The organism is Maribacter spongiae (genome assembly GCF_047345125.1).
Taxonomy (GTDB): Bacteria; Bacteroidota; Bacteroidia; order Flavobacteriales; family Flavobacteriaceae; genus Maribacter.
Genome location: NZ_JBLFEQ010000005.1, coordinates 71,232 through 96,138, shown reverse-complemented (window position 1 = coordinate 96,138; position 24,907 = coordinate 71,232). Strand labels below are relative to the sequence as shown.

The 24,907-nt window shown below is 38.1% G+C and carries 15 protein-coding genes; 3 read left to right on the top strand and 12 right to left on the bottom strand.

Annotated features, from left to right (window positions below; genetic code table 11):
• Positions 1-23 precede the first annotated feature (23 nt).
• From ACKWB9_RS08515 to ACKWB9_RS08495, 5 genes are all read right to left on the bottom strand, one after another.
• Complete coding sequence (locus tag ACKWB9_RS08515) at positions 24-314, bottom strand: alkaline phosphatase family protein (protein ID WP_414002591.1); 291 nt, start codon at positions 312-314, stop codon at positions 24-26.
• Positions 315-424: 110 nt separating this feature from the next.
• The gene (locus tag ACKWB9_RS08510; protein ID WP_414002590.1) at positions 425-1,690 is read right to left on the bottom strand and encodes a ComEC/Rec2 family competence protein; all 1,266 of its coding nucleotides are present in this window, start codon (positions 1,688-1,690) and stop codon (positions 425-427) included.
• A gap of 63 nt (positions 1,691-1,753) precedes the next feature.
• Positions 1,754-3,181: a RagB/SusD family nutrient uptake outer membrane protein gene (locus tag ACKWB9_RS08505; RefSeq protein WP_414002589.1), complete on the bottom strand. Its 1,428-nt coding sequence runs from the start codon at positions 3,179-3,181 to the stop codon at positions 1,754-1,756.
• Positions 3,182-3,191: 10 nt separating this feature from the next.
• Complete coding sequence (locus ACKWB9_RS08500) at positions 3,192-6,716, bottom strand: SusC/RagA family TonB-linked outer membrane protein (RefSeq protein WP_414002588.1); 3,525 nt, start codon at positions 6,714-6,716, stop codon at positions 3,192-3,194.
• 92 nt (positions 6,717-6,808) lie between these two features.
• Positions 6,809-7,966: a FecR family protein gene (locus tag ACKWB9_RS08495; protein ID WP_414002587.1), complete on the bottom strand. Its 1,158-nt coding sequence runs from the start codon at positions 7,964-7,966 to the stop codon at positions 6,809-6,811.
• 122 nt (positions 7,967-8,088) lie between these two features.
• Here ACKWB9_RS08495 and ACKWB9_RS08490 point away from each other — a divergent pair, with 122 nt between their 5' ends.
• Together ACKWB9_RS08490 and ACKWB9_RS08485 are read left to right on the top strand one after the other, a co-directional pair.
• A complete protein-coding gene (locus tag ACKWB9_RS08490; protein ID WP_414002586.1) occupies positions 8,089-8,706 on the top strand; it encodes an RNA polymerase sigma factor in 618 nt (205 codons plus the stop codon).
• 747 nt (positions 8,707-9,453) lie between these two features.
• Entirely contained in the window at positions 9,454-10,584 is a 1,131-nt protein-coding gene (locus tag ACKWB9_RS08485) for a phosphatidylinositol-specific phospholipase C1-like protein (RefSeq protein WP_414002585.1), read from the top strand.
• Between the two features lie 21 nt (positions 10,585-10,605).
• Here the strand turns inward: ACKWB9_RS08485 and ACKWB9_RS08480 are convergent, their stop codons facing one another.
• Positions 10,606-11,244: an HAD-IA family hydrolase gene (locus tag ACKWB9_RS08480; protein ID WP_414002584.1), complete on the bottom strand. Its 639-nt coding sequence runs from the start codon at positions 11,242-11,244 to the stop codon at positions 10,606-10,608.
• A gap of 218 nt (positions 11,245-11,462) precedes the next feature.
• Here ACKWB9_RS08480 and ACKWB9_RS08475 point away from each other — a divergent pair, with 218 nt between their 5' ends.
• On the top strand, positions 11,463-12,488 hold the full coding sequence (locus ACKWB9_RS08475; RefSeq protein WP_414002583.1) for a LacI family DNA-binding transcriptional regulator: 1,026 nt from the start codon (positions 11,463-11,465) through the stop codon (positions 12,486-12,488).
• 78 nt (positions 12,489-12,566) lie between these two features.
• On the opposite strand, the gene ACKWB9_RS08470 is transcribed toward ACKWB9_RS08475, so the two are convergent.
• The 6 genes from ACKWB9_RS08470 to ACKWB9_RS08445 form a co-directional block, all read right to left on the bottom strand.
• Positions 12,567-13,964: an alkaline phosphatase PhoX gene (locus tag ACKWB9_RS08470; protein WP_414002582.1), complete on the bottom strand. Its 1,398-nt coding sequence runs from the start codon at positions 13,962-13,964 to the stop codon at positions 12,567-12,569.
• 21 nt (positions 13,965-13,985) lie between these two features.
• Entirely contained in the window at positions 13,986-14,888 is a 903-nt protein-coding gene (locus ACKWB9_RS08465) for a metallophosphoesterase family protein (protein ID WP_414002581.1), read from the bottom strand.
• A 173-nt stretch (positions 14,889-15,061) separates the two neighbouring features.
• A complete protein-coding gene (locus ACKWB9_RS08460; RefSeq protein ID WP_414002580.1) occupies positions 15,062-16,423 on the bottom strand; it encodes a vanadium-dependent haloperoxidase in 1,362 nt (453 codons plus the stop codon).
• Positions 16,413-19,736 carry a VCBS repeat-containing protein gene (locus ACKWB9_RS08455; protein ID WP_414002579.1) on the bottom strand — a complete coding sequence of 1,108 codons (3,324 nt, stop codon included), beginning with the start codon at positions 19,734-19,736 and terminating at the stop codon, positions 16,413-16,415. The genes ACKWB9_RS08460 and ACKWB9_RS08455 overlap by 11 nt, the downstream gene beginning before the upstream one ends.
• A 222-nt stretch (positions 19,737-19,958) precedes the next feature.
• The gene (locus ACKWB9_RS08450) at positions 19,959-21,455 is read right to left on the bottom strand and encodes a RagB/SusD family nutrient uptake outer membrane protein (RefSeq protein ID WP_414002578.1); all 1,497 of its coding nucleotides are present in this window, start codon (positions 21,453-21,455) and stop codon (positions 19,959-19,961) included.
• An 11-nt stretch (positions 21,456-21,466) separates the two neighbouring features.
• Positions 21,467-24,829 carry a SusC/RagA family TonB-linked outer membrane protein gene (locus ACKWB9_RS08445; protein ID WP_414002577.1) on the bottom strand — a complete coding sequence of 1,121 codons (3,363 nt, stop codon included), beginning with the start codon at positions 24,827-24,829 and terminating at the stop codon, positions 21,467-21,469.
• Between the last annotated feature and the right edge of the window lie 78 nt (positions 24,830-24,907).

Sequence of the window (24,907 nt, the reverse complement as noted above, 5' to 3'; positions counted from 1 at the left end):
TTGTACCAATCATTGGATACGATTCAATGGTCCGCCGGGGTCGTTCCCGTATAAATGGAGGCATGACCGGCTCCGGTGGTAGTAGGAACATAGTTGTAATGTGTATTTTTAACATTGAACCCTTCCCGTAGCAATCTTTTGAAACCGTTCTCGGCATAGTTTTCCTGAAAGCGATAGAGGCATTCGGCTTGCATTTGATCCACGACTATACCGATTATTAGTTTGGGGTTGGCATGTTCCTGTCCAAACACATAATGACCAACAAAAAGGGAAACTAATATTGTTACTTGGACTATCCTCATTTTATAGTTCATCAATTGAATTTTAAAAGCTTAAAAAAGCGGAGGATGACTCCGCTTTTTCAAAACTCGATAATGAAAAAAAACTAACTTAAACTAACTCAAACAATTCCTTAAATCCGCATTTATTTTTCTGCCAAATAAGGACCTATCTTTTTTATAATTTTCATATCAAAATTGTCATCCTCTAGAACATACATATCATATTTTGCACCCCCAGGACGTACTCGTACCAATATATGCCCGTTCATACCTCTTACCAGGTCTTTTAATTCCGTAGAAAAAAGGTCAAAAATCTCGTCATGAAGATTATTGACGAAGAAATCCGATTTTACATCGACCACTTGCTGTAACGGTGTAAATTGGAAGTGAGGTGTATGTCTTGATTGGTTGATTACGACTTGTGGACTCAAAGTCTTCATGAAATACTCATTGGTGGCATCATGAAAACCATGGTGGTTCATGGTAATGACATCCGTTTCTCCTATTACTTTTGCAATGGGCGTTTCCATATCCAATACATTTCTCCAATCATAACCTGTCAAATCCCCTCCCGTGTAATAATCAAAATCCCCATAATTTATTTTCAGCGCAAGAGAAAAAGGATTTTCATTAAATCCGCAATTTTCTATAAGCTTCGAAAAATCATGTTTTTTTTCATTAGTATTATCACCTTTACCACTCCATATGCTAAGATTTGCCTTTAAATTCCTTACTTCAAATTCAGGGAAATCATCAGATTTTAATGTGATTTGGTTATTACTACCTACTTCCAGAAATTCGGTGGGTTTATTGTTATTATTTCTAAAGTCAACAAACTTGAGATAGTTGTTAAAAGTAGCATTACCGGAATAATATGTTGTTAATCCCCTTGGTTCATTATATTCTGGATATGCTCTGTCAATAAGTGTATCAATTGGAACATATTTATCAATTTCAGTAATACCTGAGAGTAAATATTCTCCATTTTCGGATTTTTCACTTTCTTCATCCACCTTCCCATAATGATCTTCATGAAAGTGAGATATTAAGGCATAATTAAGATGTGTATTTTTCTTATCAGGATGTGTGGCCTGAATATAATGCGCCACAATTTGAGCCGGGGTAAATTGGGAATTCGTTTTCAATGAAAAATATTCCGGGTTTCCTTTTAGCGGTTTCATAGCACCTAAATCGAATAACATCGTGGTACCATCTGGAAAAATAAAAAAGGTGACATCCCCACTTGCCGTGTTAATATGATGAATGTCCAGGATCCCTTTTTGCCATGGCTCTAAAATCTCATGAGCATTAGAAATAATTTCATGCTGTTTGGTCTTTTGGCAACTGAACAATAAAAAATAACTTGAGATTAACAATAATCCTAAGCCGAAGTTCTTACACTTAAACATAAGTTGAGTTTTAAATACGCCAGTTCAAAAAATTAAATCTTTTTTGAACCGGCGCTAAGAATTTTAATATCCTGGATTGGGTGTCAAGGCACCGCCACTAGCATCTATTTGAGCCTGTGGAATTGGATATAACAATTGATGAGCTTCAACTGTAAAAGCAAAGGATCCCGCATTGGCCGCACTATTCATAACCTCTAGTGCTTTACCCGTTCTTATTAAATCGAACCAACGGTGATTTTCAAATGCCAGTTCCAATCTTCTTTCTTCTGCAATCCAATCTCTGAAGGCAGTTTGATCCGGCAAATCTGTGAACGTCAATGTGGATGCACCTGCACGAGACCTCACTTGATTTAAATAAGTGAAGGCATCCCCTGAGGCTTGATATCCAATTTCATTCAGTGCTTCTGCCAACATTAAAAGTACATCAGCATATCTTATAACGATGATATTGGAATCGTAGGTTCCATCAGAACCTACATCATCAATACCCGCTAATTTCCCTGTTAAAGCATCTGTTCCGGAAATAATATTTATTGAAACGCCTGGGCGAACATCATTTGGATTACCAATCAAATAAGCATTGGTATAATCTATATAGTTCACTGACGGCTTATTATTTCGCTCAGCCGGACTACCTTGGAGTTGTAATCCCTCCCCGTTAGTTCCAGAAAGAAAATTTACTTCAAAGATTGACTCTACTCCAAACTCATTGCTTTGATCAAACAAATCAGCAAAGTTGGCCTCAAGGTCATAATTCGTGGGTGAATTAACAACAGATTCCAATGCAGATACCGCTGCCGACCAGTCTTGCAATGTCAAATGTACCTTACCTAACAATGCTTGTGCAGCACCTCGTGTTGCCCGCCCTGAATCAGTATCCGCTTTTAAGGACAGAGAAGCAATAGCGTCCGTAAGGTCGGCTATTATTTGATCATAAATTGCAGATGTGCTGGCCCTTGTATCTTCAAAGGCATCAAAGGCATTTTCCCGTTCCATAGTAATTAATGGTACATCTCCCCAAATACGAACAAGGTTGAAATAAGTTAATGCTCTAATAAATTTAACCTCACCAATTCTATTGGCCTTAACGTTATCATCCATTTCGATAGCATCAATACGATTTAAAATAGTATTGCATCTGTTTATACCATCATAACATGAAATCCATGTTCCATTAATCCATGTATTGGCTACATCTAAACTAAAATTATCAAAATCAGCCCTACTACCTCCATCTTGATTGGGATTACTGTTAAAAGAGTTATCCGATCTTACTTCCATAAAATGGTTAAAACCTGAAATTCCACCGTATTGGTTGGCCGATTGTAGTGCATCATATGCTCCAATTACGGCTTGTTCGACATCTTGGCCATTACTAAAAAAGTTACCTAAGCTTTGATCAGAAAGAGGATCAAGATCTATAAAGTCTTCTGAACATGAAAATGAAACCAGAAGAACGACTGTTGAAACTATTATATTCTTTATATTCATTGTCTTAAAATTAAAATGAAAGATTAACACCAAGGATAAACTGCTTAGTCAACGGGTGGTTACCAAAATCCTCACCGGATCTAATAGCATCACCACCATTTAAATTGACCTCTGGATTGTATCCGAGATCATAATTATCCCATGTAATTGGATTTAGCGCAGTTACATAAAACCTTAGGTTCGATACAAAAGAATTATCAAATACTTTTTCTGGAAGCGTATATCCTAATGTAATTTCTCTAAGTCTCACAAAAGATGCATCATTTATATGTAATTCGGATGCACGAACATGAGTTCCATTACCTACCCCCCATACAGGTCTTGGTGTGCCAATGTCATCAAAACCCGTTCTCCATACGTCCAAATTGTTTCCCCATGTTTCCGATAAATACCGCAAGTTTGAATTAAAAAGCTCAGCTCCATGCTCTCCTTGAAGGTTAAATGCCAAATCAAAACCTTTAAATTCGAATGTACTCCCGAATCCCCATGAAAAATCTGGATTACTGTTACCAATTATTGTACGGTCGTCAGCATCTACATCTCCATCTCCATCGTTATCTACATAAATTAAATCGCCAACGGCTTGATTTTGACCTTCCAAATGCGGAGTACTGTCAAACTGTGCTTGACTTTCAAACACCCCATCAACTTTATATCCAAAAAAGGATCCGGTTGATTCTCCAACTTGTAATGCAAAATATTGTCCGGGCAGTCCAGTAAAACCATCTGCCGCTCCAAACAGAATTCTATCCTGGCCAGGTCCTAGAGATATAATTTCATTTTCATTGGTATAATAATTAAGCGTTCCTGTCCACTTCAATTCACCAAATTGCTGGGTTGTTCCCAATTGTAGTTCAAACCCTTTATTCTGAACCTCTCCGATATTCTGTAAAGAACTCGTAAATCCACTTGAACCGGGAAGCGTTACTTGCAATAATAAATCCCTGGTATTAGATACATAATAATCTGCAGATAGTGTCAATTTGTTACTAAATAAGCCCAGGTTCATACCAACATTTACCGTTGTGGTTTCTTCCCAACCTAAATCAGGATTAGGAGATGTGGATGGTGAAAGACCATTGGTTACGGATCCGTCCAATACATAGTTCGAAGTTCCTAGTAAGGCACTGCTACCATAAAAAGGGATATCGGTACTACCGGTGCGACCCCAACTCCCCCTAAATTTTAAATCACTTATCAGATCACTTTCTTTAAGGAAATCCTCATCGGACATTCTCCATCCTGCAGAAACCGCCGGGAACCAACCCCATCTTGTATTATCTCCAAATCTCGAAGAACCATCCCTTCTTAATGAGAAAGAAAGCAAGTACCTAGAATCATAATCGTATGAGATCCTACTAGTATAGGAAAGCAAAGATGACTCTCTTTCTTCTGTGAAGCCAAATGTATTCTGTGCTGCATTAATTGTAGTGACATTATCATTTGGGAATGTGTTACCTTCAACATAATCTCTGCTATTGGTTTCTTTTTGTGCTGAGAAACCTGCCAATATATTCAAGTTATGCTTATCAAATGATTTATCAAAAGTGAAATAATTCTCCGTAATCCAATTAAGGGATCTCGATTGATTGGAAAATGCATAATTGAAAATTGTCGCAGGAGGAGAATTAGGTTCTTCTCTTGTTGGAATTGATCCTGGTCTATAAAAGAACCTGTCAATATTGTTATAATCAACACCAAAAGATGTCCTGAATGAAAGTTCCTCTGTAAAATCGAAATTTAAATATGTGCTGGCTAAAAATCTTAAATGTTCTAGCTCGGTAATGGTTTCATTGGCCAAAGCTACTGGGTTAGGCAGATTGGCGATTACTCCCGTTCCTTCCCTTACCGGAATAAATTGTGCATCTATTACTAAATCACCATTGGCATCTCTTGATGGTAGATTTGGATGCATCATTAATGTGGTAAATATCAAACCTTCCCTCCAAAAATTTGCCTCGGAATGCGCTAATTTATTGTCGGTATAAGAAGGATTCATGTTGAGACCAAATGTCAACTTATCATTAAAAGTCGTTTCAAGGTTTAGCCTACCGGTATATTGCTCCAATCCAGAATTAATAATAATTCCTTCTTGATTGGTATAACTTCCAGAAGCATAATAACTAGTATTTTCACTACCTCCTAGAAATGATACGTCATATTTCTGAACAAAAGCAGTTCTAAATAGCTCGTCCTGCCAATCAACGTCAACACCATTCGATCCGTTAAGTGTTGCAACTACATGAGGAGGGAGCCTATCAGCAAGTACCCTGTCTTCGTTTGGATCATCAATAGAATTATTTAGAGGATCTCGTGCAACATGAGATAAACCTCGAGCTAATGCGGTATATTCTGAAAATTCTTGGGCATTCATCATATCCACTTTTTTCGTGATTTGCTGAATACCAGTATATGCATTTACATTGATCTTGGTTTTCTCATTTCTTTTACCCTTCTTGGTTGTAATCAATATTACTCCATTAGAACCTCTCGACCCATATATCGCAGCAGCGGCAGCATCTTTCAACACTTCAACCGATTCAATATCACCTGGATTTATAGCTCCTAGGAGATTGATGCGGTAGGTGTTATTAAATCGAAAAAAAGCTGCTCTTCCTTGACTAAAATTATCATTGAGAGAATTTGAAAAAGGAACACCATCGACAACAATCAAAGGATTGTTCCTTCCGTTTATAGAGTTATTCCCCCTTATTTTGATATCTACTTCGGCTCCAGGTGCTCCGTTTGCGGTCGAAATATCAATCCCCGGCAGTTTACCTGCAATACCTTGATCAAAACTTGTTATAGGTAAATCTTTAAGTCCTTCAGATTTAAGAGAACTAATCGCAGAAATCACTTTTCTTGTAGTTGTTGAACCGTAACCTATAACTACAACCTCGTCCAATTTTGCCGAATCTTCGGCTAACTGAACATTAATATTCGTTTGATCTCCGACAACAACTTCTTTGGCTGTAAATCCCAAATAAGAGAAAACCAAAACAGCATCATTATTACTGACAGTTATTGTATAGTTTCCATCAAAATCGGTCTGAGCACCATTAGTTGTTCCTTTCTCGATGACGTTTGCTCCTGGCAGTGGTTGGCCACTATTGTCTTTAACCGTTCCAATAACTGAAACTTGTAGAGCATTTACGGAGTCAACCCTACTTTTCTTTTTGACAATAACTGTTTCATTTTTAGTGAACTCAAAAGTGCACCCAATTGGGGATAATCCCTTTTTAAGGAGCTCGTTAGCACGAATAACCCCTTTTTTCAGTTCTACTTTAGGAGCATTAACAATAATTTCATCACTATAGACGAACTTGTATCCTGCTTGTTCCTGAATAAGTTCAAAAATTTGAGATACCGATATCTCCTTATCGGTCTCAATAAAGATCTTTGCGTTCTGAGAAAATGTATCGTTCGGTGTAAAACTTAAAACAGTGGTAAAACACAGAAATAAAAATGTTCTCATAATGGTTTTTAGCAGCTTTTCTCCGTTATGGAGAAAAGCTTTCTTAAAGTTAATTTTCATAAATTAGCATTTGGATTAGTTAAACATTTGATTAATCTTTCTTAAAGGGAATGGAGTCAAAACCTTTGGACGTAGCGACTTTATTCCTTTTTTTATTCAATAATTACGGTCTTATCATATATCTGAAAATTTATTTCGTTGGTTTTTTGAATGTTTATTAATATCTGATCAATCGTGCTTTCTCGATCAAGCACTCCTGTAAATTTCTTTTCTTCTTTTTTTGAATCCTTAAAAACATATTCTATATCATACCATCTTGAAAGTATTTTCATAATTTCTTTCATCGTTTTACTTTTAAAGCTGAAATAGCCTTCTTTCCATGCTATTTCATCAAACACTTTATTCACCTTTTTAATAGTTATTTCTGAATTTTTCAAATCAACAATCGACTGTTCAGATGGTTTAAGAAATGTTTCTTGCGTTCCATTATCTATGGTTACTTTTCCTTCAACGAGGGTAGTAACAATATTGGATTCATCCTGATATGCTTTAACATTGAATTCAGTACCTAAGACCTGAATTTCTTGAATTCCCGTTTGAACCATAAAATTCGCTCCATCGTGATTTGTACTTGAGGATACATCAAAATATGCTTCACCATAAAGCAATTCAATATTTCGGGATTGCCCTTTGATAAAACTAACTGGGTATTTGAGCTTGGAATCTGAATTCAACCAAACTTTGGTTCCATCTGATAGTTGTACAAAAAATTGACCTCCCTTTGGAATCGTCAGATGATTATATTGTACACTGTATTTTTCAGCTGAATTATTATTGTAGACCAGTTTATCCTCGTTATGAGAAATCCCCTTGAGTTTTGTCTGTTTTCCTTTTTCTAACACAACTTCCGAACCATCCTCTAATGTTAGAATTGCCTTGTCCTTTCCTGGTTGTATATTATTATCGATTTCAACGACTACATTTTGGTTTTCTTCAGTTGGAGAATTATTATTTTTAGTATTCAAAATATATCCAAGCCCAATCGCAACGATTAAAACCGCAGCATATTTGAAAAATTCCCACACTATTCTTCTATGCTTGTTTTTTTCTCTCTCTTCTATTCTCTTAAGTAGTTTTTTCTTTTCTCCCTCCGTATCAAAGTCGAGCATATTAAAGTCAATTAAATAATTAGTTCTAATAAAATCCTCAAAAATCGAACTGTTAGATTCTTTCTTTAACCATATTGTCAATGCTATCATTTCCTCGGTTGAGGCAGATTTGGAAAGGTATTTGACTATTATGGTCTCCATTTTTTTGTTCAGCATTCCGAAAACCTTTTTTAATAAGACACATCAAATTCCCTCAATACTTACGTTTTTTAATTAATTTTTTATATTGTGGCATCAATTATCATCAAATCGAAGGGTTGAAAATGGATTTTTCAAATGATCGGATATTAAAGGATGAATTTCAAAAGGGGAATCATGAAGCTTTGGTTTTCCTAATGGATACTTACCACCAAGCCCTTTGTGTATATGTACACAGCCTTTCAAATGATTATGAATTGGCTCAGGATATTGTTCAAAATGTCTTCATAAAATTATGGGAAGATAAACATAGAATACAATCTATAAAATCCATAAAGAGTTTTTTGTACAAAACCGTTTACAATAGGTTTCTCAATCAATGGAGAAAAGACAAAAGGATGTTAGCTATTGAAGAAAAGCATCTGGAAGCTATAAATATGATTGTTGGAAATGAATATCAAGATTTGTTACAGAGGCAAATCAAATTGGTGAAAATAGAAATTCAAAAACTGCCCCCTAAGTGCAAAGAAACCTTTTTGCTGAGTAAACAAGAAGGATTGACCAATATCGAGATTGCCAATTTCATGAATGTTTCCATACGAACGGTAGAAAGCCAAATGAACAAGGCATTTAGGATACTTAGAGAAAAATTAAAAGATAAGGTCAAGCCCATTTTGTTTTTGCTACTTGGGCTCGATTCAAACAATAAGAATTTTAATTACAATTTATCAAGTAGAGCTTAAAACAACTATAATTTCCCCGTTCTTACCTATTCAGTTGGATTCCCTATAAATCCTTTCATGATTTAACAAAAAATCGTCTATAGAAGATTAGTGTTTTTTCTTGGTTTCATTTTTTGAAAAAGCTGCAATTTGAACCATATCCTTTTATCCCTCCCATCCTCAAAAGCAATAAACTCACCTAGCCTTAACCTAAAGATACTAGCCTATTGGAACATTGATTTCACTTCTTGATGGATCTTAACAAAATTTCTTTTGCGTTTTGACATAATTCAAAGGTAAATTATGTAACAGTAATTCCCGCAACTTTATGTCCAGTCAAATAAAGTAAGTCCAGAAAATGCAGGGTTTTGTCTTTTGGAGCATCAAAAGCCCAAAGCTTTTGTAAGCGGACCGAAAACACAAAACCGCAGAGCGTTAGCGATGCAGATTTGCATTTTCAGGAAGGGACGCAAAGGAAAACCGAAAGTAAGCCTGTCGAGGTCACATAAATAAACCGCTATGGGCTTAAAATCCATAGTTTTAACAAAAGAATGAAATTCCTTTTAAGCATGGTTTGTCATTCCTGATTAGATACCCTTTAAAATTTATAGTGACCTCTTCCCGAATGGGGTATAAATCATTAAATCTTAGTGTCCTTAGGTTTATATCTTTAATTTGTTTTCACTGCAAACCTTTGCATAAAATTAATCTTCCAAACATTATCAATCGGACTTATCATTTATATATTTAACGTCTCAAGATATTATTATGGAAAAAAAATCCCAAAGTCTCAATCAAATCCTTTCGGATTCTGGTCATATATATAGGTTCTTTTTTATTTGCATATTGTTCCTTGGTGTAAGTTGCGAAAAAAACACCCCGATCCGTTTCAATCAAATTCAGATTATAGGAAGCCATAATAGTTATAAACAGCCTATACAGGAAGAACTGTGGCAGCAAATTTTTCAAGAGGATTCCATAAGGGCCATGGAACTGGATTATGGTCATGTAGGCCTTACCGAACAATTGAACATGGGCCTAAGGGGATTGGAATTGGATATTTTTTACGATCCTCAGGGTGGTAGGTACACGAATCCGTTAGGGCTGCAATTGGTCAAAAGTCAAGATAATGATTCTTTACCTTTTGATATCGAGAACAAATTGACCCTTCCGGGATTGAAAGTTTTCCACATTCAAGATATTGATTTTCGGAGCAATTCCCTTCTTTTTAAGGATGCGTTGAAAGAACTTAAGCAATGGTCCGCACAACATAAAGGGCATATCCCCATTATCATAACTATGAATGCCAAGGATCAAGTATTGGATCTCCCAGACTTTACTAAACCCCTGACCTTTGATGCGGAGGCTTTAGCAAGTATCGACAAAGAAATATTGGCGGTTTTTGATTCGTCACAATTGATTACTCCTGATTTTGTACGACAAGAAAAAAAGACCTTGGAACAATCCATTCTTGAGCATGGTTGGCCTACACTCGATGAGAGCAAAGGAAAGTTCTTATTTGTACTGGATGAGATGGGTGAAAAAATGGCCACATATGGCAAAAGCCATCCTTCTTTAAAAAATAGGGTCATGTTTACGATTTCGGAACCCGGGAATCCGGAATCGGCTTTTCTGATCATTAACGACCCTATAAAACATCAGGATAGTATCCAAAAATTGGTCCGTCAAGGATATATGGTCCGTACCAGGGCGGATGCCGGCACATGGGAAGCCCGAAAAAATGATTATACCAGATGGAATGCCGCTTTAAAAAGTGGCGCACAAGTAATCAGCACGGATTATTACCTACCCAACCCTAAATTCAATACTTCCTATCAAATAAAGTTCGATAGTAAAAAAACATATGAAATGAACCCCCTATCGGATAGCGTTGAATAGATTTTTTAAGTTTCTTGAGGATCATTGAAATAATAGTTCAGATAGTTCTCCCATGTGCTTAAAAACAGTCACTTTATTATGGTCTATGCTGTTGTCCGAATCACTTTTTGAATACATAAAAACGTCAAACCCTCCTGCCAATGCGGCTTGTACGCCTACAAGACTGTCCTCTATCACTGCACATTCTTTCGGTTGAAATCCCATTTCTTTTGCGGCATGTAAAAAGATATCGGGCTCAGGTTTCCAACTGTTTATTTCATAACAACTAAACATTCTGCCCACAAACCTATTGGCCATATTGGTTATGGTCAAATTCGTCTTTATTTTCTTTAAAGGACCGCTGGAAGCTACACAAAAAGGCACCTCAATTTTTTCAATAAGTTGCAGTATCCCATCAATAGGTCTTAATTCTTTTTTAAACCTGTCATAGGTTCTTTTTCGATATTCTGTTTCAAAATCCGTAGGCAATGGACAATCTAGACATTCCTCGATATATGCCATAATATGGTTCAACGACTTTCCCATAAAATTCTTGATCGCATAATCCAAAGTAATGGAAAGATTCAGCTCTTTTGCCATTGAAACCAATACTTTAGAAGTAATTATTTCACTATCTACCAGTACGCCATCGCAATCAAAAATGATGCATTTATATTTCATGAAATCCGATTATTAGTCAAAATTAAGGAATTGAAAGATGAAGATATTACAAGCTCCTAAATGATATGTGATTTTTTATGGATGAACTGGTTTTTTACATGTCAAATAACATCATATCACGGGTAAAATTCATTTTTGATTTCTTACTATCAAATTCAATTGGTGTTTCCGGTATTTCTAATGTATCTTGGTTTTGGCAAAAGGAACAATGTCATATCATGAAAAAAGGTCGGGTCACCATAAAAGACATAGCGAAAGCACTTAATATATCCGCTTCTACGGTATCACGGGCATTAAAAGATCATCCTGCCATAAAAAAAGAGACCAAGCAAGCGGTCGTAAAACTGGCTAAAAAGTTAAAATATCATCCCAACTTATTAGCTATAAGCCTGCTACAAAAAAAGACTCATACTATAGGGGTCATCGTTCCTGAAATTACCAGTCATTTTTTTTCTACCATCATAACCGGAATTCAAAGCGTACTATCTCCTGCGGGTTATAATATTTCAATAAGTCTTTCTAACGAATCATATGACGAAGAGGTCGCCATTGTCGAAAAAATGGCAAAGTCGCAAATTGACGGGGTTTTGGTTTCTCCGGCCTCTTCCACCAAAAAATATAAACATTTTAAGGCACTTCAAAAAAATGGGATTCCTTTGGTCGTATTTGACAGGGATTGTCCCGGGCTGAATGTGGATAAGGTTCTTGTTGATGATTATGACGGTGCCTTTCAAGCTGTTGAATATTTGATTAAATCGGGGTGCAAAAACATTGCGCACATAAGTGGCCCCCCTGAGCTTTCGATTTCTAAACACCGCTTGAATGGATATATAGATGCATTGAAGAAAAACAATATGCCCATACTACCGGAAAATATAGTTCACGTAGCTGGTTTTTCTCATGAAGATGGCATTGGCCCATCAGAATCATTGCTCAAATCACAAACTCCATTGGATGCGATTTTTGCAGTTAATGATTCTATAGCCATTGCCGCTATGCATACTGCCAAAAAATTAGGCTTTAAAATACCCGATGATATTTCTATAATCGGTTTTGATGATGAACCCCACTCCAGCTATTTTGTACCGGCACTTTCTACGGTATGGCAACCTGCGTACAGTGTTGGAATGCTTTCTGCCAGGTTATTATTGAAGCATTTACAGGATTCTGAAGAGATTTCAGGGTATCGTGAAGAAATTTTTAGACCTGAACTCGTCATCAGGACCTCTTCAAAAGAAATCTGATATTGACCTAAATAGGTCATCTTAATCAAAAAACCGAAAACACCGCTTAGCAAAAAACTACCTCATAATATTATATGGTTAGCTCATTTTTTCCCAAGGTCCGGTGATCGCAACGGTATCCCCATTTTCCTGAACGTTTACGAACAACGTCTTTCCAGAAGGCGAGAACACCAATCCGGTAAGCTCTGATGTAGAACTCCTGTTACATGCCAAGGTGTATATTCGTCCTTTTTTGTCAATCCCTTTAATGTGGTTAAGTTCACCATTGTCCTCGCACAACAATAAATCTCCCCATGGGGCAATCGTCAGGTTATCACACATGTGCAACACTGTTTTGTCATCGGATTCGGCATAGAGTTCAAGTATGCCGGGTTTTTCTTTTTCACCTTCCAAACCTTCTTTTGAAGATAGTTGATATCTAAAAACCTGTCCAAAGTTTTTTGGCCCTCCATTGGTACATGCAAAGAAAAGTTCGTCTTTTCCCATCCAGATACCCTCGCCCCTTGCAAAACGTGCAGCTCCCATTTCAAAGCCCCGGTATCTTAAATCATCTTCAGGAGCTTCTACATTGTCAATAGCTATCCAAAAGACCTCCAAAGGTTCATGCCTTGCTATTGTTGGTGTTTCCCAATTTCTGGTATCCAAGCTTTTCCGTTCCCGAATCGCCATTACCTGTAATTGTCCTCCTGCCGATAGCTTATCTTTCTCGTTAGGGAGATAGCGATAGATAAGGCCATCTGGTCTATCTTCTGTTAGGTACACACATCCTGATATGGGATCTACGGCCACGGCCTCATGATTGAATCGGCCCATCGCCTTAATAGGGACTGGATCTACCATCCCATCGGTGTTCATCGGAACCTCAAAGGCATAACCATGATCTTTCTCGATACTATCTTCATTGGCCTTGGTCACATCCTCCTCACAGGTAATCCAACTGCCCCATGGGGTAACACCTCCTGCACAGTTTCTATAGGTTCCTGCAAGGCTCATATATTGATCCACCAGTGTTTCCGTCACTTCATCATAGACAAGTGTGGTGGTACCACCAAGGCCTGGGTTTGTTCCATTGCCAAAATCATACAGTTTGTTCGCTTCCATATTTACCAACAATTCGTTAGATAATCCAAACGGACTGTTTTCCAATGGGTTAGGGCTGTTCTCATGGTTGCGGATGATTACCGTTCTGCCCAATCCGTCAAGAAAGGCACCCATACCATCGGGTCTTCCGGGAACCAACAGGCCGTCGGACATTTTTTCTCCCCTCCTTGAGATAATCTTATATGAAAATCCTTCGGGCAGGTCCAAATATCCTTTGGGGTCTGGTTGAAGGTCGATAATAGTCCCATTTTCAGGTTTCTTTCCTTCTTTTTTCTTTGAAGTACAGTTAACGAGTGAAACCAATGCCAACGAGGTCAGTGCCGTTTGTTCGATAAAGTGTCTTCGGGTATAGTTTTTGGGGTTACTGTTGCTCATATTAATTAATAGTGTTGATGATCAAATTTCAAACAGGTTTGTGGTCGTTCTTTTATAACCGTTGATTTTTAGTTCGTTTCCATTGATTTCCACAATGGAAAAGCTATTGTTTTCCAAGCCTTCATAGTCTACCATTCCTAGTTGGGTAATGTAATGGATACCGTTGATTCGCTTATGGGATTCATTATGCACATGACCCTGGAATACGGTCAATACCTTGTTCGATTCTTCAAGAATTCCCTGTACTTTCTTATAATTATTGATATGGTATTTATGTCCTTCACCATGGTATTCAAAAAGGGGATGGTGACAGAATACGATAGTGGGCAAGTTTGTATTCTGTAGGTCGGTTTGCAACCATATTGTTTGCTTTTCACCAAGGTTGGTGTCTTGCCAATCGCTCCCTTCTTTAAAAAAATGGTGGGAACCGTCTTTATGTCGGTTGGCATCCAATACTACAAAATGAAACCCGTTCTGGTCAAAGGAATAGTAGCTCTTGTCCTTAGAGACACCGGTATTGGTAATATGGGCAAGAAATTGCGCCTTGGTAATGCTATCCACATCATGGTTGCCTATACAATGGAACCTAGGCCCTTTGAAGGTTTCGTAAACCGATTCAATGTCCTTCAGAAAATTCAAGGTATCCGTTTCTTTCTTGTCCGGTCCTTCATCTTTAAAATCGCCCAAGTGGATAACAAAATCGACTTTTTCCTGATTCATCGTTTCAACAAACTCCTGCATTTTGCCCAATGATCCACGGTAGTAGCGTGTTCCCTTAGGTTCACGATCGGCATAATGTGAATCGCTGGCCACCCCAAACCGAATACTTTGTTGCCCCGATAGGCATGCTTGAATTGGCAATACGGTCGTAGCGATGGTAAACAACGACGATTGTTTTAAAAAGGTTCTTCTACAGGTTTTCATCTCGGATAGTACAATTGGTGCTGTTAAGGTCTTTCGTTATAAATCTCAATAGTCTAAGGAGCAATATGGGGGAAATTTATATCCCCGATACCACTCCTTTTGAACTAAACAAACTAACTCAAAAAACTAAACTAACTCAAAAAATTATTTTAAAAATCGTCATGTCATTATTACTATTTTGGGTCTTGAACAAGATCAGGATAGCCATCAATGATTTTTTTTAAACAAAAATCCCCTAAAGCTTTCCCTTGTTCTACACCATCTACAATAGCGGGCCTATAGTGTATTCCACCGTATAGTCTACTTATTGCAGCTTCTTGTGCAGCTTGTTCAAAAGAGGAAAAATCTCTGATAGGAAGCCCAAACTCAACTTCCGAGGTATCCGTAAAGGAAAAATTGTCACCATATAAGTGAGTGAGCACCGTTGCTGCGGCACTTGATGCCACACTATGCCCACTGGTATGTTCGGGAAAAGAAGGGGTCTGTAAAATCGGTTTCCATTCTTTATCGATATGTTTTGCGATATAGGTTTCCGGGCGTATAAGATTGCTCCTGTATTTTTCATCCCAACAACTGATAAAGGCATCGGCCAAAGCGGTAGCTACATAGGCAAAATCCCGTGTTCGTTCGATCAATGTACGATCGGCCTTTTTAGTAACTATGGATGTTATCATCATCCAATGTCCGCCCGGTGATATTTTTTGTTTGAACAACATTTGATGACCTAAATGGTATGATTCATTGGGGTTGCAGTCCCAAAATCTGGCAATGTCTCTTTCCCTGTACGTAGCATTTTCCACGACCTCCTTTACTTCAATAACTTCTTTATAAAAATCCGATTCCATATCAAGGTCAAAATGGGTTGGCGGAGCCGGTCGAAATTGTGAGGCCGAATCTATAAGAAAAGGGCGCATTGTATTCCAATGTGGTTCAATGGGCTGCAGGTAATCGGGCGGGGTGGGAACCCAAATGCCAGGACCTTTTGCATTTACTTCGGCGGGCTTTTGTACGCGCTCTACGTACCCATCCTTGTTCGCCCAACCGATAACATCTTGTGCGATCCGTTCAGCATAAGCCTTAGAATTGGAGAAAATAGTCTTATCGATTCCTATTTTATTCAATTCATCCAAATATACTTTCAACTCTTCTTGAACGGCCTCATAATCATAGACCATTTGCTCAGAAACTTTGGCAAAGGCTACTATAGAGACCATTGGCCAGTAGTATTGGGTGTCAGCACCGGGCCGTGGTAATTTTGGAAAATCCGTAAGTTTCTCACTTAAGGAGCTGAGAGAATCTGTTCCCATGGCCAATGCCTCATAGGCCGCAATATTGGGATAGGCATAAATACGGCTGCAAACGGGAGGCGAAAAAATATCCCTGACCATTACATCGGTCAGGTGCTTGTTCCACAGATTGATCTGGTCTTTGGAGAAATTGTCCAATGCCTTTACATTGTGGGTTTTGGTACAAGATCCCATTAAAAGGGAAACGATAAATACTAAAAAAAAACTGCGAATCATATTACTTTTCATTTGCATCCCTATTTTTCAATATCATGAGCGGAGCATTGTTTCTACCTACCAGGTAAGTTTCTTTATCTTTTATTTTTAAAGGTAATATGGATTTTGCATCCCCTTTAATATATAGTCCACTCTTATCGGATGGTACTGCTTTAAACCCATTTTTTCCATCACCCTTTAACAAAAGCCCTTTCATAGCGTCATAATCACCAAATACGGGTTCCGCAGCCTTGTTATTGCCCATCAAAAGAATATCTAAAGTGCCATCAGAATCAAAATCCCGAATCAGAAAATCATTTACAGGGGCTACTTGGGCTTCTAAAGGTAAAGGAATAGGTTTAAATTTACCATTGCCCAAATTTTCAAAATACATGGTGCTTAGATGGCTGGCAGATTTCAATATGGCACCTTCAAGTTCATTTTTTGTAAACACTTGCTGCATTTTGGCAGTACCGTAAGATTCATAGGTCATAAACCTTCTTTTAAAACCTACGATCTGTTGTATGAGCGCATCTCGGAAGGCCAATGGATATTCATCATAATTGCCCGCTTTATCTTTACCATAATAGGTAATGATGGGGTCAATTTTTCCATTTTTATCAAAATCCCCAATATATACCCTAAGTGGATGCTCCGCAGAAACGTTATATGGATTATTGAGGCCCAAATTGCCTACCACAAAATCTTGATCACCATCTTTGTCAAAATCTCCCTGGTCAATACAATTCCAAAGACCCATTACGGATCTTAGGTCATTACTCTCTGTACGTTGTAATTTACCATTATGATTTTTAAAGATTTCAATCGGCATCCATTCTCCGACCAGTGTCAAATCCATCCATCCATCATTGTCCAAATCCGTCCAAATTCCATCCTTGATGACCCCTAGATTTTCGAACATATCGGAAGACACAGCACTAAAATGACCGTTGTTGTTTTGCAACAAATATGATTGCGGGGATTTAGGATAAAGGTTATAACCGTAATCACATCCGACAAATAAATCCTCATCTCCATCACGATCATAATCTTCAGCAATAACGGTAGCTGTTGAGAATTCAATTACAGGCAACCTGTTTCTGTCTAAAGAAAAGTTTCCTTTACCGTCATTCAAATACAATAAATCTTGATATAACGGTATGGCGCTGCGATTGTCACTGCCCCCGCAGGCAACATATAGATCCATATCACCATCATTGTCAACATCAAAAAAAAGTGCATTGGTTTCTTCCCGATCGATTTCGGACGGAAAATTGATTTCTTCGAAATCCCCTTTATGGGATTGGAGAAATAAACGGCCACTAAATCCTTTACTTCCAGTTATGTAAATATCCTCAGTACCGTCTCCGTTTACATCGGCCTTACTCATCTTCGGTCCGTTCTTTGAGTTCATCCGCAATAGTAGAGGAGAATCGTTAAAATCAATATGATCGTTTTCTTCATGGTTATAATCCAACACAACTTGATTTGTAACCTCTTGAAATAGGTGTTGATTTTGAACTGGTTTGTTCTCGCTTACCTCATTACTCTGGTAACGGAGCTTCAACAGTTGATTTGCGTTGATGTTTGTCCAACGGTTTACCTTTGAATTAGGCCATATTACTTCCAAAGATTTGATTATTGAATCTTTTCCAAGTCCAAAATGAATCTCATCGTTCATGGAAGACAAGTAACCTTTGGTGTAACTGTGGTAATAATTTTGGGAGGTTTTATCTGTGGTAATTTTAATTTTAGTTCCCAAGCCATTTTGATTTCCGCCTTCAAATTGAAGTGCTATCTTGAGGTAATTATTTTTTGTCGGGGCAGTTTTGTTTTCAAAAACAAAAGCTGGTTCTGTAAGATTGTTTACAACAAGGTCTAAATCTCCATCATTATCCAAATCCCCATAAGCGGCACCATTAGAAAAAGAGGGAATGTCAAGCCCTGATGAACCAGTGACATCGGAAAGGGCAATGGCACCTTGATTGTTCAAAAAAGCATAGTTGGGCAGATGAACTCCCTTAATTTTATCAAGCCCTTCAACCTGTTTTCTCCTGATTTCATTTTCATTGCCAAACTTTACAGTGTGTTGGGCAGCGAGGGCATAATCTAAATCAGTAACATTTTTTAAATATCCGTTGGTAACATATAGATCTAAAAATCCATCATTGTTCAGATCTGTCCATAGTGGTGCCCAGCTCCAATCAGTTGCATATACATTGGCCAAACAGCCTATCTCTTGATAGACCTGACTTCCATTCGCGTCTTTTCCCATACCCAATTGTAAGGTATTGCGAACATGTTGGGGCAAATACCCCCTTTCCTGCCGTAATTGAAAGAGATCATAGTTGATCGGCATTAACATGGATTTTCTCCTTTCATTTGTCTCGGGCAGCATATCCAAAACCAGAATATCTTGGTGGCCGTCTTGGTTATAATCTGCAATGTCCACACCCATTCCGTTATAACTGGCATGCTCTAAATATTGACTGGAACGGTCTTTAAAAGTTCCATCGTTTTGGTTAATGTAAATTATATCCTGTGAAAGAAAATCATTGGCTATATATATGTCGGGCCAATTGTCTTCATTTAAGTCAGTAACGGATAACCCCAGACCAAGGCCTTCGTTAAGGATTCCTGCTTCTTTGGAAACATTGCTAAAAGTGCCGTTTCCATTGTTTTGATAAAGCATATCCGTTGTTGGCGATTCTCCATTGAGCATACGTTCATCCGGTCTGTTTTTGTTGCCAACGGTTGAACTGTTGATCAATAGAAAAAGGTCTAAATCACCATCTTTATCATAATCAAAAAAAGTGGATTGGTTCGTGTATTTTTGCTGGGCAATACCAAATGACTCCGCTTTTTCTTCAAAAATCGGAATTCCATCCTTGTTTATACCAGAGTTGATATATAATCGATTAGGTTCACCATCCACGGTCGAAACGTAAAGATCATTGTCCCCGTCACCTTCAATATCGGCAAAAGTTATTCCGGTATCCCAGCCCTTATGTTCAAACTTGGATATAGCGGTAATGTCTTCAAATGTAAAATCTCCTTTGTTGATGTAAATTTTTGAGAGAACATGGTTTCCTACAAAACATACGTCCAACAATTCATCATTGTTCAAATCAACAATTGCCACACCGCCCCCATTATAGAAGGTATAATGTGTAAAAACGTTCTTGTCTGCCGTGGGAAAAACATTGTTCTCAAAATCAATGTTGGTTTCCTTTGCTGTTTTTAATTCAAATGAAAAGGCAGAATTTTGCTTTTCTTTTGAACTGTTATCACAACCAACGCAAATCATAAAAACCAATAAAAAATACCAATAATTTTGAAGCCCCATAAGCAATAATTAAAAGACTAAAAAAAAGGGGAAAGCTTAAATGATTTTCCCCTTTTTACAAACTAACATAACTCAATTACTTACTCTACTGTAATTGTAACTTTACTCGATAATCGAGATTTAAACCTGACTGCCGTCAGGCAAGTTGCTACGAGGCTTACCTCGAAACTTTGAACATTCTTTTCTTCTGAATGCCATGTGGGCTTTCCCCAAGGTAGTTTGTTAATACCCATTGTTCTGCTCCCAGCCGTTGACTGCGATTTCTGATGCAGGAATAGGCATTACTTCACTTTTACCTTGAACGAAACCTCTATCGGCATAGAAATCTGGCCCCATGCCCATACGAATTATATCCAAAAAGTATTGACCTTCCATACCTAGCTCTGCTCTTTTTTCACTAAGGATGGCCATTCTTAAATCGGTTTGTGACAGGCCCGTAATGGGGGCTAAACCAACCCGTGCCCTGGTTTGGTTCATAAAGCCTTCCGCGGTACCTGTATTGCCCAATTCATTTTCAACCTCTGCCTTGAGCAAAAGAACCTCAGCTAACCTCATAACTTTGAAATTGATTGCAGAATCATATCGACTACCGCAAAAGTCTTGATACTTTTTAAAGTTGTATGGTCCCATGGTACCGCTATTCACTGTTTCGTCATAAGTGCTACCCGGTTCACAAGGCAACGCGTCACCTTGAACGAATATGGTGTCTTCTCCCCTAGAGTCACTGTTTGCATTGAAGAAATCTAAAAACTCTTGAGTTGGTTGGTTGAATCCCCAACCTCTCGGAACTGTAGTATTTCTAGGGCCCATGGTTACATTGGTCCAGTTGGCATTGATATCGGCTACTCCATTGGCAGCCCAAACACTGACATCAGCACCCGAACCAAATTGAACTTCAAAAATGCTTTCTGAATTATTATCGCAACAAACACTGAAATTATCTGAATAATTGCCTAATAAAGAATATCCTACAGGGCTGTTTATCACAGCATCCAATAAATCGGAGGTTGTTTGATCAATTTTTCCCTGAAATATTCTCGCTTTAGCCAAAAATGCATTCGCAGCACCTTTTGTTGCCCTACCTATATTACTGGCATCATGACTATCAGGCAAAACATCGGCAGCAGCCGTAAAATCAGCTTCTATCTGGGCATATATTTCTGCAGAAGTGGCCAAAGGTTGATCCAAATTGTCAAGAGAGGCGGGCTCCGTTAATAGGGGTGCCCTTCCAAACATGGTGACAATATTAAAATAATGTAAGCCTCTGAGGAAACGCGCCTCTGCCAAGATCCTGCTTCTAATTGCTTCGCTCATATCCTCAATGTTTGGAACATTGGCCAAAACAAGGTTTGATCTATTCACTCCAATGAACATTAACTCCCACATGTTTTGCAAGCGACTGTTATCAGAGGTGATCAATCCAAAATTGGCAAATTGGTTGTACTCTCCCTGATCTTCCAATGAATTTCCGCCCTTTATGGCATCCCCACTTAAAATGTTGTAGGTTACCGGTACAGAAAAATTATAGTACCAATAATTCTGCATAGGGTCGTAAGCGGTATTAATAGACCTTACCGCATCTTCTTCGGTCAAGAAGAAGCTGGCCGAAGTCGTTGTGTCTAAAGGTGCAGTATCGAGAAACTCCTCGTCATTACAACCACTGACAAACAAAACTGAAACGGCAAGTACATTGACAAATTTTCTTTTTAATGATTTCATTTCGATTTTTTTTAAAAGTTAAAACTTAATCCAGTTTGAATAACCCTAGCTAAAGGATACCTCCCTGCATCGTATCCCTGTAAAAGTGGGTTTTGTCCATCTGCACCGATTTCAGGATCCTGCCCTAAATCATAACCGGTGAACGTTAATAGGTTCTGGCCACTGATGTATATTCTAAATCTTTCGATTCCCCATTTGTCCGTAACCTTTGCTGGAATGGTATATCCAACAGAAACGTTTTTCAATCTTAAATACGAAGAATCAAAGACATAATAATCTGAGACCCTAGTGTTGTTATTAACAGAACTTAGATTCGCAGCTGGTACAGTATTGCTTGTTCCAGGTCCGGTCCATCTATTGTTATAGATGTCGCTATAGTGATTGGCATCAACAAAGGTCAAATCACCAAGAATAAACATATTTTGATTGAAAACATCTACATCTTCAACTCCTTGTAATAAGATGGAGAAATCAAAATTCTTATATGATGCAGATCCAGATATACCATAAACAAATTTCGGAACCGGATTTCCAATGAATGTTTGATCATCAGCAGAAATGGTACCATCGTCGTTTAAATCTTTATATCTAAAATCTCCTGGTTGTGCATTTGGCTGAATGACCGTTCCGTTAGAACTGGTGTACGAAGTTACCTCTTGTGCAGTTTGGAAAATTCCATCGGTTTGATATCCAAAGAAGGCACCAACTTGTTGACCCTCTGAAAATTTGGATACAAAGATGTTTTCCGCAGTTGCCGTAAGTTCCTGACCATTGTTCAAGGAAGTTACTTCGTTGTTGATCGTGGTAAGGTTTCCACTTAATGACCATTTAAAATCGCCTTTGTCTTCACGATATCCAACCTGAACTTCGATACCATTGTTGTTTACTTCACCCGCATTGATAAATGGAGTTCCTGAAGAAGGAATTCCAGAGAATAGTGGAAGTGGGCTTCTTAACAAAATGTCCTCAGTATTTCTATTGTAATATTCCAATGAAAAATTCAACTTACCATCAAAAAATTCGGTCTCAATACCCAAATCAAATTGTGTGGTCTCTTCCCAAGTTAAATCAGTATTCGCTAAGGTATTTGGTATAGTACCTCCTTGAGCACCATCTCCAAAAACATAGGCTACATTTCCGACCTGAGAAACAAAAGAGTATAAAGGAATTTGGTCATTCCCTAAAACACCCCAGCTTCCTTTCAGCTTTAGAAAAGACAATGTTTTGGAATCTTCTAAAAATGACTCACTGGATACGATCCACCCAGCAGAAACTGAAGGAAAGGTTCCGAATCGTTCATTAGGGGCAAAGCGAGAAGAACCATCATGTCTTACTGACGCAGAGAAAAGATATTTACCATCATAATTATAATTTAATCGTCCGAAGTACGATTGAATACCCCATTCTTCAGCAAAACTGTTACCTACTACTTGATCTTGTGCGTTCAAATAAATCAAGTTGTCATCCAATATTGTAGTTGTATTGGATAGTTGCGATTCTTGCTTGAAACCTTGTCTTGTAGCTCCAGCCAATAATTTAAAATAGTGCTTGGAATCTAAATCAAAATTATACTGCAAGGTGTTTTCAATAATCCATGAATTGCTTGATTGATCAAAACGACTTGCTCTTGGATTAGGGCCTACATTATTCGTACCTGTGGTAAAATTGGGTACAAAACTATTGTTGCCATTGTATATAAAATCATTTGCCAAGTTCAATCTGTACGTTAAGCCTGGAAATGGATCCACTTCAAAATATAGATTCCCCAATGCACGAAGTGTTTGGGTTTCATTAGTAGACAACTCGGCCAAGGCCAATGGATTTGCTCTTGGAGAATTTGAAACCCCTCCAGGAACGTCTCCAGGGCCACCAAAGTTTCCATCAGCATCAAAAACAGGAATCACGGGGCTATATTGCAAAGCAATACCCAAAACACCATTGTTAATGGCATTTTCGCTAACACCATTTCTTTCTGAACGGGAAACTGAGAACGAGTTTCCGATTCGCAACCAATCCCTTAAGTTGTGTTTAGAATTTGCTCTTACGGAAATTCTTTCGAAATCACTACCTAGGATGATACCTTCTTGGTCGAAATATCCTGCAGATAATGAGTATGTAGAGTTTTCGTTTCCTCCGTTCAATCCAATATTTAAATTGGAAACCACAGCAGATTGGTAAAGGGCATCCTGCCAATCTGAATTAACCACTTGATTTGGATCCAAGGTATTGGCTCCGGTCAATTCATTAACATAAGAAGCATATTCAGGACCACTCAACACATCAACTTCATTCCATCTGTTTTGAACACCTACATAGTAATCAAGGTTCAATTTTGTTTTGCCAAGTTTACCGCTTTTGGTGGTAATCAAAACAACACCATTAGCTGCTCTAGCTCCATAAATAGAAGCAGACGCCGCATCTTTAAGGATATCAATTGACTCTATGTCATTTGGATTGATGGTAGATAAGATATTTGAAGTGCCTCCTGTATTGTCATTATTTAAAATGATTCCGTCAATAACATAAAGAGGCTCACTGTTGCCCGGTGTTCCCACACCTCTAATCCGAACTGAAACACTACCTCCAGGAGCACCTGAATTTTGTTGCACCAATACCCCTGATGCTCTACCTGCAATTGCTTGTTCAAATGTGTTGATAGGAAGCGCACCAATTTCTTCAGCAGAAATAGATGATATCGAACCTGTGTTTTGGCGTCTTGTAGTAGTGCCGTATCCAACAACGACCACTTCATCTAATGAAGTGCCCTTTTCTGTAAGTTGCACGGATATTTGACTCTGATTGTTTACGGGCACTTCCTTAATTTCAAAACCTATGTAAGAAACAATAAGTACCGCATCACCACTGGAAACGGAAATGGAAAAATTTCCGTCAAAATCGGTCGTTGTACCATTATTGGTTCCTTTTTCAACGATACTGGCACCCGGGAGCGGGTTTCCGTCAGCATCAGTGACCGTACCCGAAACATCTTGATAGATGATTTCTACTACTTTATTGTCCTTGGGGGCCACATTGATGGAGATGTTCTCGTTGATTCTTTTAAATTTCAACTTTCCATCTTTGGCCAAAGTTTCTAGCACAAAACGCAAAGAAGCTCCTTTTAGGTCAAAATTAAATCGGTTCTTGAGTCTGTTTACCTTTCTGTCATACACAAAGTTGAAGGCCGTTTGCTCTTCAATATCTTCTAAAATATCGATGAGACTTGCTTCCTTGACCGATAGGTCAACCTTTGTTTTACTCAGTTTTTGGGCCACTGCATCAGAAGCCAATACTGGATTCAACAGGGCAAAGACGACTAACAAGCAAAATGTATTGAATGTCAATTTGATAAATTGTTTAATTGTCAATGAATTCATAACTTCACATACTGTTTAATGGTTATTATTTGATTTACTGTTAAGCTGCAGGCAGTCCGATTACCGCTCGCCAAAGTG

Bases quoted from the DNA above. Each gene is read 5' to 3' on its own strand.
- ACKWB9_RS08515 (WP_414002591.1), bottom strand. From the start codon at position 314: ATGAACTATAAAATGAGGATAGTCCAAGTAACAATATTAGTTTCCCTT.
- ACKWB9_RS08510 (WP_414002590.1), bottom strand. From the start codon at position 1,690: ATGTTTAAGTGTAAGAACTTCGGCTTAGGATTATTGTTAATCTCAAGT.
- ACKWB9_RS08505 (WP_414002589.1), bottom strand. From the start codon at position 3,181: ATGAATATAAAGAATATAATAGTTTCAACAGTCGTTCTTCTGGTTTCA.
- ACKWB9_RS08500 (WP_414002588.1), bottom strand. From the start codon at position 6,716: ATGAAAATTAACTTTAAGAAAGCTTTTCTCCATAACGGAGAAAAGCTG.
- ACKWB9_RS08495 (WP_414002587.1), bottom strand. From the start codon at position 7,966: ATGGAGACCATAATAGTCAAATACCTTTCCAAATCTGCCTCAACCGAG.
- ACKWB9_RS08490 (WP_414002586.1), top strand. From the start codon at position 8,089: ATGGATTTTTCAAATGATCGGATATTAAAGGATGAATTTCAAAAGGGG.
- ACKWB9_RS08485 (WP_414002585.1), top strand. From the start codon at position 9,454: ATGGAAAAAAAATCCCAAAGTCTCAATCAAATCCTTTCGGATTCTGGT.
- ACKWB9_RS08480 (WP_414002584.1), bottom strand. From the start codon at position 11,244: ATGAAATATAAATGCATCATTTTTGATTGCGATGGCGTACTGGTAGAT.
- ACKWB9_RS08475 (WP_414002583.1), top strand. From the start codon at position 11,463: ATGAAAAAAGGTCGGGTCACCATAAAAGACATAGCGAAAGCACTTAAT.
- ACKWB9_RS08470 (WP_414002582.1), bottom strand. From the start codon at position 13,964: ATGAGCAACAGTAACCCCAAAAACTATACCCGAAGACACTTTATCGAA.
- ACKWB9_RS08465 (WP_414002581.1), bottom strand. From the start codon at position 14,888: ATGAAAACCTGTAGAAGAACCTTTTTAAAACAATCGTCGTTGTTTACC.
- ACKWB9_RS08460 (WP_414002580.1), bottom strand. From the start codon at position 16,423: ATGAAAAGTAATATGATTCGCAGTTTTTTTTTAGTATTTATCGTTTCC.
- ACKWB9_RS08455 (WP_414002579.1), bottom strand. From the start codon at position 19,736: ATGGGGCTTCAAAATTATTGGTATTTTTTATTGGTTTTTATGATTTGC.
- ACKWB9_RS08450 (WP_414002578.1), bottom strand. From the start codon at position 21,455: ATGAAATCATTAAAAAGAAAATTTGTCAATGTACTTGCCGTTTCAGTT.
- ACKWB9_RS08445 (WP_414002577.1), bottom strand. From the start codon at position 24,829: ATGAATTCATTGACAATTAAACAATTTATCAAATTGACATTCAATACA.